Annotated in this window: 10 protein-coding genes; 5 read left to right on the top strand and 5 right to left on the bottom strand. The window is 73.3% G+C overall.

The features are described 5' to 3' along the window. The first annotated feature begins 41 nt into the window (after nucleotides 1-41). Nucleotides 42-836, top strand: a complete 795-nt coding sequence (locus tag HCJ92_RS18315) for a YqjF family protein (protein ID WP_167934702.1) — start codon at nucleotides 42-44, stop codon at nucleotides 834-836. Nucleotides 837-1,043: 207 nt separating this feature from the next. Here the strand turns inward: HCJ92_RS18315 and argS are convergent, their stop codons facing one another. Continuing rightward, entirely contained in the window at nucleotides 1,044-2,840 is a 1,797-nt protein-coding gene (gene argS, locus HCJ92_RS18310; RefSeq protein WP_167934701.1) for an arginine--tRNA ligase, read from the bottom strand. A 217-nt stretch (nucleotides 2,841-3,057) separates the two neighbouring features. Between argS and HCJ92_RS18305 the strand changes: the two genes are divergently transcribed. The 3 genes from HCJ92_RS18305 (at nucleotide 3,058) to HCJ92_RS18295 (ending at nucleotide 6,046) form a co-directional block, all read left to right on the top strand. Beyond that, nucleotides 3,058-3,828, top strand: a complete 771-nt coding sequence (locus tag HCJ92_RS18305) for a response regulator transcription factor (protein ID WP_167934700.1) — start codon at nucleotides 3,058-3,060, stop codon at nucleotides 3,826-3,828. A gap of 138 nt (nucleotides 3,829-3,966) precedes the next feature. After that, on the top strand, nucleotides 3,967-4,785 hold the full coding sequence (recO, locus tag HCJ92_RS18300) for a DNA repair protein RecO (RefSeq protein WP_167934699.1): 819 nt from the start codon (nucleotides 3,967-3,969) through the stop codon (nucleotides 4,783-4,785). Nucleotides 4,786-5,194: 409 nt separating this feature from the next. Continuing rightward, entirely contained in the window at nucleotides 5,195-6,046 is an 852-nt protein-coding gene (locus HCJ92_RS18295; protein WP_167934698.1) for an isoprenyl transferase, read from the top strand. A gap of 73 nt (nucleotides 6,047-6,119) precedes the next feature. Here the strand turns inward: HCJ92_RS18295 and HCJ92_RS18290 are convergent, their stop codons facing one another. The 4 genes from HCJ92_RS18290 to HCJ92_RS18275 all read right to left on the bottom strand — a co-directional run bounded on the left by HCJ92_RS18290 (nucleotide 6,120) and on the right by HCJ92_RS18275 (nucleotide 9,528). Continuing rightward, on the bottom strand, nucleotides 6,120-6,533 hold the full coding sequence (locus HCJ92_RS18290; RefSeq protein WP_167934697.1) for a transcriptional repressor: 414 nt from the start codon (nucleotides 6,531-6,533) through the stop codon (nucleotides 6,120-6,122). 74 nt (nucleotides 6,534-6,607) lie between these two features. Beyond that, entirely contained in the window at nucleotides 6,608-7,480 is an 873-nt protein-coding gene (locus HCJ92_RS18285) for a metal ABC transporter permease (RefSeq protein ID WP_167934696.1), read from the bottom strand. Nucleotides 7,481-7,564: 84 nt separating this feature from the next. Further along, complete coding sequence (locus HCJ92_RS18280; RefSeq protein ID WP_167934695.1) at nucleotides 7,565-8,320, bottom strand: metal ABC transporter ATP-binding protein; 756 nt, start codon at nucleotides 8,318-8,320, stop codon at nucleotides 7,565-7,567. 56 nt (nucleotides 8,321-8,376) lie between these two features. Next, nucleotides 8,377-9,528 carry a metal ABC transporter substrate-binding protein gene (locus HCJ92_RS18275; RefSeq protein ID WP_420824738.1) on the bottom strand — a complete coding sequence of 384 codons (1,152 nt, stop codon included), beginning with the start codon at nucleotides 9,526-9,528 and terminating at the stop codon, nucleotides 8,377-8,379. Between the two features lie 165 nt (nucleotides 9,529-9,693). Here HCJ92_RS18275 and HCJ92_RS18270 point away from each other — a divergent pair, with 165 nt between their 5' ends. Beyond that, the gene (locus HCJ92_RS18270; RefSeq protein WP_167934693.1) at nucleotides 9,694-11,076 is read left to right on the top strand and encodes a glycine--tRNA ligase; all 1,383 of its coding nucleotides are present in this window, start codon (nucleotides 9,694-9,696) and stop codon (nucleotides 11,074-11,076) included. Nucleotides 11,077-11,105 lie beyond the last annotated feature (29 nt).

Here is an 11,105-nt window from a genome sequence, read left to right as displayed (position 1 = left end):
CCGCACGGCGGGCCGGGCGGCGCCGTGAGACGCTGCCGTCCATGGGGCAGCGACCGCACCGCCGAGACGCGCGCCCGGGCGCGGCACGCGGCGCCCGGCCGGGGCCGCTTCCCGTGGAGCCGGTGACGCCCGAGCCTCCCCGCCCGCACGGTCGCACCCTGCTCACCCAGTCCTGGCACGATCTGACGTTCCTGCACTGGTCGACCGACCCCGCCGCGGTCGCCCCGCTCCTGCCGGCCGGCTGCGAGCCCGACACCCACGAGGGCGTCACCCACGTGGGGCTCATCGCCTTCCGGATGCACCGGATCGGCCTGCTGGGGCTCCCCGGCCTCCCGGGGATCGGCTCCTTCCCGGAGACCAACGTGCGGCTCTACTCCCGCGACGCGCTGGGCCGTCGCGGTGTCGTCTTCCGCTCGCTGGAGGCCACCAGGTCCGCGGCGGTACTGGTCGCCCGAGCCGGCTTCGGACTGCCCTACACCTGGGCCGACATGGCCGTGGCGCGTGAGGGCGACCGCGTGCACTACCGATCGGAGCGACGACTGCCCGGTCCGCGAGGGGCGTTCAGCCGCATCACCGCCGCCATCGGCGAGCCGCTCACCGAACCCGAGCCGCTGGAGCACTTCCTGACCGCCCGCTGGGGCCTGCACACGACGCTGCGTGGCCGCACCGTCTTCCTGCCCAACAGCCACCCGCGCTGGCCGCTGCACCGCGCCCGGCTGGAGCGGTGCGAGGAGAACCTGATCACCGCGGCCGGACTGCCCGCGCCGACCGGGGAGCCGGTCAGCGTGCTGTACTCGCCAGGGGTCCCGGTGCGCTTCGGCCCACCCCGCCGCTGACGGCGCGCCCGCGTCACCGCACCGAGCGCCCGCCGTCACCGCACCGTGCCCGGCCCGGACCCCCGGCCCGGCGGACCCGCGAGTGCCCACGGCCGCCCGGACGGCCCGGACCGGTCGGGGAGGCCGCCCGTACACCGACGGGGCGGGCGCGCGGCGCGTTCGCCGTCACACCCGCCCCGCCGCGAGCCGCCACTCGGCGGCCCGCCGTCACATCCGCTCGGGCGCCTCGATCCCCAGCAGTCCCAGGCCGGAGGCCAGGGTGTCGCGGGTCAGCCGGCACAGCGCCAGCCGGTTGGCGCGGACCTCGGCGGAGTCGGCCCGCAGCACCGGGCAGGACTCGTAGAAACCGGTGTACGCCTTGGCCAGTGTGTAGAGGTAGCCCGCCAGCCGGTGCGGCTCCAGCGTCCTGGCGACCGAGTCCAGGGTCGAGCCGAACTCGTCCAGCAGCAGCGACAGTTCGCGCTCGGCCGACGCCAGCGGCAGTGAGTCGTCGAACGCCGCGGCGCCCGCCTGCTCCGCCTCCGCGCGCCGCAGGATCGACGCGATGCGGGTGTGGGTGTACTGGAGGTACACGCCGGTCTGCCCGGTGAACGAGACCATCTGCGCGACGTCGAAGTTGTAGTTCTTCGCCCGGGACGTCGACAGCTCGGCGTACTTGACCGCGCCGATGCTCGCCACCCGCGCGACCTCGTCGAGCCGCTCCTCGCTCAGCTCGGCGCCCTTCTCCGCGTCCTTCTCCGCGATCACCTCGCGCGCCCGCGCCAGCGCGTCGTCCAGCAGGTCGGCCAGCCGGACCGTGCCGCCCGCGCGGGTCTTGAACGGCTTGCCGTCGGGGCCGTTGATGGTGCCGTTCTGGACGTGCACCGCCTCGCTGCCCTCGCCCAGCCAGCCCGCGCGGCGCGCGGTGCGGAAGACCATGTCGAAGTGCTGCGCCTGCCGGGCGTCCACCACGTACAGCACACGGGTCGCCTTCAGCTCCTGCACCCGGTAGCGGATCGCCGCCAGGTCGGTCGCCGCGTAGCCGAAGCCGCCGTCGCGCTTCTGCACCAGCAGCGGCACGGGCTGGTCGTCGGGGCCGCGGATGTCGTCGTAGAAGACACCGAGCGCGCCCTCCGACTCCTCCGCGATGCCCTTCTCCCGCAGCTCCGCCACCACGTCGTGCAGCCGCGGGTTGTAGAACGACTCACCGGCGACGTCGTCCCGCGTCAGCAGCACCCCGAGGCGGCCGTACACCTGCTGGAACGCGGCCTCCGACTCGGCGACGATCTCCCGCCACGCGGCGAGCGTCCCCTCGTCACCGGACTGGAGCGCCACCACGCGCCGCTGCGCCCGGGCCTTGAACTCCGGGTCGGCGTCGAAGACCTTCCGCGCGTCCTTGTAGAGACCGTCGAGAGCCGAGACCGCGCTGCCGGTCGCCTCGGCCGCCGGGTCGATGTCCGCGTCGCGCCAGGTCAGGTCGGGGTTCTCGGTGATGTACTGGATCAGCATGCCGAACTGGGTGCCCCAGTCGCCGACGTGGTTCTGCCGGACGACCTCGGCCCCGAGGTGGCCCAGGACCCGGACCAGCGCGTCACCGATGAGGGTGGAGCGCAGATGGCCGACGTGCATCTCCTTGGCGACGTTCGGCGCCGAGTAGTCCACCACGGCGACCTCGGACTCCTGGGTCCGCCGGACACCGAGCCGGTCGTCGGCGTCGCGCGCGGCGAGCCGCTCCACCAGCGCGGAGTCCGCCAGCCGGATGTTGAGGAAGCCGGGACCGGAGACCTCCACCCCGGCGATCCACGCAGCCGCCGTCAGGTGCTCCCGCAGCTGCTCGGCGAGGTCGCGCGGCTTGACGCCCAGGCGCTTGGCGAGGGAGAGCGCGACGTTGGACTGGAAGTCCGCGTGGTCGCTGCGTCGGACGAGGGGGTCCTCACCGGCCAGGTCGGCCGGGACGACCGCGCCCATCGCCGCCGAGACGGCGGCCTCCACCTCTGCTGCCAGTGACCGAACCTGCTGACTCATGTCCGCGAACTTCCTCCGTGCGGGAACCGCGCCGCTCGGCGCGGAGGACCTGTCGGTGCGGGCCGCCTCGGCCTCGGCCTGGGCCGAGGCGCTGCCGTGCCGCGCGCCCACGGCGTCAAGCATGTCAGGTCACGGCGGCGCACCGCGCCACGGTACGCCGACGGCGCACTGGGGCGCCGCCACGCCTCCCGCGGCGGGCGCGGCCTACGCTCGGGGTATGGACAGCCACCACGCCCCCGACGCCGCCCCGGACACCCCCGGCGGCGCCGCGGCGCCCGGCCGCCCGGCCGGCCCGATCGAGGTGGTCCTCGCCGACGACCAGGCGCTGGTGCGCGCCGCTTTCGCGATGCTGATCGGCTCCGCACCCGACATGGCGGTCGTGGGGGAGGCGGCGACCGGCCGGGAGGCGGTCGAGGCCGCCCGACGGGCCCGGCCGTCCCTGGTGGTGATGGACATCCGGATGCCGGACCTGGACGGCATCGAGGCGACACGCCGGATCGCCGCCGACGCTTCGCTGTCGGACGTGCGGGTCCTGGTGCTGACCACCTACGACACCGACGAGCACGTGATGGACGCGCTGCGCGCCGGCGCCTCCGGCTTCCTGGTGAAGGACACCCGGCCCGCGGAACTGCTGGAAGGCATCCGGACGGTGGCGGCCGGGGACGCGCTGCTCTCACCGGGCCCCACCGGACGGCTCATCTCCCGGCTGCTGAGCGCACCGGCCGTGCCGTCGCCGTCGGCGGGTGCCGGGGCCGGCACCGCGGTGGCAGGGCTGTCCGCCCGTGAGTCCCAGGTCCTCGCCCTGGTCGGGCGCGGCCTGAACAACGCCGAGATCGCGGCGACCCTGCGGCTGTCGCCCCTCACCGCGAAGACGCACGTCAGCCGGGTCATGGGCAAGCTCGGCGCCCGGGACCGGGCGCAGCTGGTGATCGCCGCCTACGAGTCGGGGCTGGTGCGGGCCGGGGAGCGGGGCGCGGCCCCCGGCTGAGCCCGCCCACCGGGCCCCGGGGCCGCTCCGCGGGCCGGTCCCGCCGTGCGCCGCCGCCTCCGTCGAGGGCGCGGCCCGGTCGCCGTGCCGTGCCGGGGGCGCGCCCGCCGCGGGCCCGGCGTGCGCCAGAATGGGCGCATGACTCTGTTCCGCGACGACGGCATCGTGCTGCGCACCCAGAAGCTGGGCGAGGCGGACCGGATCATCACCCTCCTCACCCGCGGTCACGGTCGGGTGCGGGCCGTCGCCCGGGGGGTGCGGCGGACCTCCTCGAAGTTCGGCTCCCGGCTGGAGCCCTTCACCCACGTCGACGTGCAGTTCTTCGCCCGGGGCGCGGAACTCGTCGGACGCGGGCTGCCGATGTGCACCCAGACCGAGACGATCGCCCCCTACGGCCAGGCGATCGTCACCGACTACGACCGCTACACCGCCGGCACCGTGATGCTGGAGACCGCGGAGAGGTTCACCGACCACGAGGGCGAACCCGGCGTGCAGCAGTACCTGCTGCTGGTCGGTGGACTCCGCGTGCTCGCCTCCGGCGACCACGCGCCGGGGCTGGTGCTCGACGCCTTCCTGCTGCGGTCGCTCTCCGTCGCGGGGTACGCGCCGAGCTTCTCCGACTGCGCCCGCTGCGGTATGCCCGGCCCGAACCGGTTCTTCTCCGTCGCCGCCGGCGGCACGGTCTGCCCCGAGTGCCGGATGCCGGGGAGCGTCGTCCCCTCACCGGAGGCGCTGGTACTGCTCGGCGCGCTGCTCACCGGGGACTGGGCGACAGCCGACGCCGCCGAGTCGCGCCACCGGCGGGAGGGCAGCGGACTGGTCTCCGCCTACCTGCACTGGCACATGGAGCGCGGGCTGCGCTCGCTGCGCTACGTCGACCGCAGCGGTGACGGCGGCCCGCCGCCCGCCGCGGTCCCGGCCGGCCGCCGCCCGGCGGCGCACCCGCAGCCGGGCTGAGCCGAGAGGGGGTTTGCGACCCCACGCCGGGCCCGCGACGCGGCTACGGCCGTCTGCCGCGTTGTCAGGAGTGCGCGAGTACAACCCGGTACGAGGGTGCCCCTCCGCCGTGCAGCTGACCGCATCCGACGCCATGAGCCGATCCGACTCGGGGTCTCACACACGCGTGAGAGCGCGGTACGCCGCCGCTCCGCGGTGAGCCCCACGCGGAACCCGTCGCCGTGAGCCCGCGCGCCCTCGCCGACACCGCCGTGCCGCCCGCCCCCGGGGCAGGCAGCCGCAGGACGTTCCCCCGGTCGGCGCCCCACGCGGGGTCCGTCCGCGGTCGGCTACCCTCGCACCTGCCGGAGCGACGCGTTCCCACCGCCCTCCGGGCTTCCGTCGAACTCAGTCGAGAGAGAGCACTGCCATGGCCCGTCGCGGAATGCTGTCACGGCAGCGTCGCGTGCCCGCCGATTACGCCGCCCCCGACCCGCACCCCTCCGGCGCGAGGCCGCCGAAGCTGCCGGCGGAGCTGGTCCCCGGCCACGTCGCGATCGTGATGGACGGCAACGGCCGCTGGGCGAAGGACCGCGGCCTGCCGCGGACCGAGGGCCACAAGATCGGTGAGTCGGTCGTCCTGGACGTCGTCAAGGGCTGCCTGGAGCTGGGGGTGCGCAACCTCTCGCTGTACGCGTTCTCCACCGAGAACTGGAAGCGGTCCCCGGACGAGGTTCGATTCCTCATGGCGTTCAACCGGGACGTGATCGACCGCCGCACCGAGGAGCTCGACGCCATGGGCGTCCGCATCCGGTGGGCGGGGCGACAGCCCCGGCTGTGGCGCTCGGTCGTCACCAAGTTGCAGGCCGCCGAGGCGCGGACCCGCGACAACGAGGCGATGACGCTGTACATGTGCGTGAACTACGGCGGCCGGGCCGAGATCGCGGACGCCGCCGCGCGCCTCGCGGAGGACGTCCGGGCGGGCCGCCTGGACCCGGGCAAGGTCAACGAGAAGACCTTCGCGAAGTACCTCTACCACGCGGACATGCCGGACGTGGACCTCTTCCTGCGCCCCTCGGGCGAGCAGCGGACCTCGAACTACCTGATCTGGCAGAGCGCCTACGCGGAGCTGGTGTACCAGGACATCCTCTGGCCCGACTTCGACCGCCGCAACCTCTGGGACGCCTGCGTCGAGTACGCCTCCCGCGACCGCCGCTTCGGCGGGGCGCTGCCCAACGAGGTCACCGCGTCCAGCGGGGGGCCGGCCGCCGACGGGCGCTGAGGACGGCCGCAGCACCGTGCGAACGGGCCCGGGGCGCGACCACGCGGTCGCGCCCCGGGCCCGTTCGGTGAGGTCAGCGTGAGGCGGCGCAGTCGCCGCAGGTGCCGAAGACCTCGACGGTGTGCGCGACGTCCACGAAGCCGTGCTCCGCGGCGATCGCGTCCGCCCACTTCTCCACGGCCGGACCCTCCACCTCGACCGCCTTGCCGCAGGTGCGGCAGACCAGGTGGTGATGGTGGTCGTCGGTGGAGCAGCGGCGGTAGACCGACTCGCCGTCCTTGGTGCGCAGCACGTCCACCTCGCCCGCGTCCGCCAGGGACTGGAGCGTGCGGTAGACCGTCGTCAGCCCGACGGAGTCGCCGCGGTGCTTGAGCAGGTCGTGCAGCTCCTGCGCGCTGCGGAACTCGTCCGCTTCTGCCAGTGCCGCCGCCACCGCGGCCCGCTGACGCGTGGACCGCCCACGGACCGGTGGTCCTGCCGTCACCACGATGCCCTCCTCGGAGAATCCTCGGAACCGTTACCCGCACGGCCCCCGTACGGGGATGCCATTGTGCCAGGACATCACGGTGCGGCGACGACCTCGCTCTCCCGCGTGGCTCCGGGCGCGGACGCGGCACGGGCCCGGCGACGTCCCAGCGGCGCCGCGGCGGCGGCGATGAGGGCGAAGAGCCCCAGGGCGATCAGCACGATCGTGGCGCCGGGCGGGACGTCGGCGTAGTACGAGGTGACCGTCCCGGAGAGCGACACCAGCACGCCGAAACCGACGGACAGCCCCAGCGTGGTGGCGAAACCCCTGGTGAGCTGCTGTGCGGCCACGACGGGGATCACCATCAGCGCGCTGACCAGGAGCAGCCCCACCACCCGCATCGCGACGGTGACGGTGGCGGCGGCGGTGACGGCGAGCAGCAGGTTCAGGGCGCGGACCGGCAGCCCCGTGACCCGGGCGAACTCCTCGTCCTGGCAGACGGAGAACAGCTGCCGACGCAACCCGAACGAGACCAGCAGCACGAACGCCGAGAGGATCATGATCGCGGTGATGTCGCTCGGGGAGACGGTGTTCACCGAGCCGAACAGGTAGGTCGTGAGGTTCGCGGTGGAGCCTCCCGGTGCCAGGTTGATGATCATCACGCCGCCCGCCATGCCGCCGTAGAACAGCATCGCCAGGGCGATGTCGCCGCGGGCGCGTCCCGAGGACCGCACCAGCTCCATGGCGACCGCGCCGACGACCGAGACGAGGACCGCCATCCACACCGGGTTGGCGGAGAGCAGGAACCCCAGCGCGACACCCGTCAGCGCGACGTGCCCGATGCCGTCGCCCATGAGCGCCTGGCGGCGCTGCACCAGGTAGATGCCGACCGCCGGGGCGGCGATCCCGATCAGCAGCGCGGCCTGGAGCGCGCGCTGCATGAAGGGGTAGTCGAGGACTTCCAGCATGATCCGTCCGTTTCCGCTGCTGTATCCGTGGGCCGGCGCTGCCCGCCGTCCGCCCGGCGCCACGCGGGCGCGGGCGGCGCGTCGCTACAGGATGCCGGTCTGGAGGGGCGGTACCACCGAGGGGTCCAGCTCGTCATGGGGGTGGCAGGCGTGGTCCGCGGGCAGCTCCGAGGAGTGTTCCACGACGCGTTCGACCCGACCGCCGGAGAGGACCACCGCGCGGTCGATGAGCGGCTCCAGCGGACCCAGCTCGTGCAGCACCACCAGGACCGCGACCCCGCGTTCCACCTGCTCGCGCAGGGTGTCGGCGAGGATCCGCTGGCTGGCGAGGTCCACGCCCGCCAGCGGCTCGTCCATGATCAGCAGCTCGGGCGAGGTGGTCAGCGCCCGAGCGATGAGGACCCGCTGGTGCTGGCCGCCCGACAGCGAGTCCACCGGGTCGCCGGCGCGGTCGGCGAGGCCGACCTGCTCCAGCGCGTCCCGGACCGCCGCCCGGTCGGCCCGGCCCAGCGGGCGGAGTCCGCGCCGCGCCAGGCGGCCGGCGGAGACCACCTCCCGGACCGTCGCGGGCACCCCGCCGGCGGCGGTGGAGCGCTGCGGTACGTAGCCCAGGCGCTGCCAGTCCCGGAACCGGCGGACCGGGGTCCCGAACAGCCGCAGCTCGCCGCCGGTCAGCGGTACCTGGGAGACGGCGGCGCGGACGCTGGTCGACTTGCCGGAGCCGTTGGGCCCCAGCAGCGCGACCACCTCGCCCGGCCCGACCGTGAGGTCGACGCCGCGCAGCACCGGCCGACCGCCGAGTTCGGCGGTCACCCCGTTGAGGGATATGACGGGCTCCATGGGCACTCCGTGGGGTCGGGGGCGGCCTGCGCTGCCGGGGACGTCCTCGGATTGTCCTACGCGTCGGTGCGCAGTGCCTTCTGCAGGGCCTCCAGGTTGGCGCGCATCACCGCGAAGTAGTCGTCGCCGCGGGAGGCGTCGGTGATGCCCTCGACCGGGTCCAGGACGTCGGTCTCCAGGCCGAGGTCCTCCGCGAGGGTCGTCGCCATGGCGTCGCTGGCCAGCACCTCGAAGAAGACCGTGGTCACCTCGTCGCGCTCGGCGACGTCGTGCAGCTCCCGCATCCGGGCGCCGCTGGGCTCGGACTCCGGGTCCAGGCCCGCGATGGCCTCCTCGCGCAGTCCGTAGCGCTCGGCGAGGTACCCGAAGGCGGCGTGGGTGGTGATGATCGTGTCGGTCTCGCGGTTGGCGAGGCCGGCCTCGAACTCCTCGTCCAGCGCCCGGAGCTCGTCGGCGAGGTCGGCGGCGTTCTTGCGGTACTCCTCGGCGTTGCCGGGGTCGGCCTCGGCGAGGGTGTCGGCCACGCCGTCGGCGGCCACCGCGAAGGTCAGCGGGTCCAGCCAGAGGTGCGGGTCGCCGTCGCCGTGGTCGTGGTCGTGGTGGTGGCCGTCGTGGTCGTCCTCGGCGTGGTCGTGGTCCTCGTCGCCGTGGTCGTGGCCGTGGTCCTCGTCGGCGTGGTCGTGGTCGTCCTCGCCGTGGTCGTGGCCGTGGTCCTCGTCGGCGTGGTCGTGGTCGTCCTCGCCGTGGTTGTGGCCGTCGTCGCCGTGGTCCTCCTCGCCGTCCTTGTCCTCGTCCTCGGCGGGGGCGCTGTTGACGAAGGACATGACCTCCGCCACGTGCTCGACGCCGGACTGCCCGATCGCGTCGTCCACCGCCGGCTGGAGCCCGGCGATGTACAGGATCGCGTCGGACTCGCCGAGGGCACCGACCTGGCGGGGGCTGAGCTCGAGGTCGTGCGGGTCGACGCCGGGGGAGGTGAGGGTGGTGACGTCGACGTGGTCCCCGCCGACGCGCTCCGCGAGGAAGGCCATCGGGTAGAACGAGGCGGTCACCGAGAGGGTGCCGTCGCCGTCACCGGCAGCGCCACCGCCGTTGTCGTCGGTGCCGCAGGCGCCGAGGGCGAGGACCGAGAGTGCGGCTGAGGTGGCTACGGCCGACCTGGCTATCCGGGGGCGGCGGGGGCTGCGAGCAGTGGTCATGACAGCCATTTTCAAGGGCGATGGAAACCGTTGTCAATTGAGTGGGGTGTCGTTCGTGCCACGCCCGCCCTGAAGTGGATCCCCCGCTGGCCAAAGCCCGCGTCCCGATTTGGTGATGGGCCATGTCACGCCGGTAATCTGGGGCGACTCCATCGCCGTCCTGAAGAGAGCACCGTGGCCGCCGACAAGATCGACACCATCGTCAGCCTCAGCAAGCGCCGTGGCTTCGTCTACCCGTGCAGTGAGATCTACGGCGGCCAGCGTGCCGCCTGGGACTACGGGCCGCTGGGCGTGGAACTGAAGGAGAACATCAAGCGTCAGTGGTGGCGCTACATGGTCACCTCTCGTGAGGACGTGGTCGGTCTTGACTCGTCGGTGATCCTGGCCACCGAGGTCTGGGAGGCCTCCGGTCACGTCGCCACGTTCTCCGACCCGCTCACCGAGTGCACCTCCTGTCACAAGCGCTTCCGCGCCGACCACCTGGAGGAGGCGTACGAGGCCAAGCACGGCCGTCTCCCCGAGAACGGCCTGGCCGACGTCAACTGCCCGCACTGCGGCAACAAGGGCGCCTTCACCGAGCCCAAGCAGTTCTCCGGGCTGCTCGCGACGCACCTCGGCCCGACCCAGGACACCGGGTCGGTCGCCTACCTGCGCCCCGAGACCGCCCAGGGCATCTTCACCAACTTCGCCCAGGTGCAGCAGACCTCGCGGAAGAAGCCGCCCTTCGGCATCGCGCAGATGGGCAAGTCCTTCCGCAACGAGATCACTCCCGGCAACTTCATCTTCCGCACCCGTGAGTTCGAGCAGATGGAGATGGAGTTCTTCGTCAAGCCGGGTGAGGACGAGAAGTGGCAGGAGTACTGGATGGAGCAGCGCTGGAACTGGTACCGCGGCCTGGGGCTCCAGGAGTCCAACATGCGCTGGTACGAGCACCCGGCGGAGAAGCTCTCCCACTACTCCAAGCGCACCGCCGACATCGAGTACCGCTTCCAGTTCGGCGGTAGCGAGTGGGGCGAGCTGGAGGGCGTCGCCAACCGCACCGACTACGACCTCGGCGCCCACTCCAAGGCGTCCGGCCAGGACCTGGCCTACTTCGACCAGGAGGCCGGCGAGCGCTGGACCCCCTACGTCATCGAGCCCGCCGCCGGTGTCGGCCGGGCGATGCTGGCCTTCCTCCTCGACGCCTACATCGAGGACGAGGCGCCGAACGCCAAGGGCAAGCTGGAGAAGCGCGTCGTGATGCGCCTCGACCCGCGCCTGGCGCCGGTCAAGGTGGCCGTCCTGCCGCTCTCCCGCAACCCGCAGCTCTCGCCGAAGGCCCGCGGCCTCGCGGCGACGCTGCGCAACAACTGGAACATCGAGTTCGACGACGCGGGAGCCATCGGCCGCCGCTACCGTCGTCAGGACGAGATCGGCACCCCCTTCTGCGTCACCGTCGACTTCGACACCCTCGACGACAACGCGGTGACCGTGCGTGAGCGCGACACCATGAAGCAGGAGCGGGTCTCGCTCGACCAGATCGAGTCCTACCTGGGCAGCCGACTGCTCGGCTGCTGAGCGAGCGCGGGTCCGGCGGCAGCCGGACC

Origin of the sequence: Streptomyces spiramenti (genome assembly GCF_012034385.1) — a bacterium.
Taxonomy (GTDB): domain Bacteria; phylum Actinomycetota; class Actinomycetes; order Streptomycetales; family Streptomycetaceae; genus Streptomyces; species Streptomyces spiramenti.
Note: the sequence above shows the minus strand (reverse complement) of the source record. Positions and strands in the feature narration are given on the sequence as shown.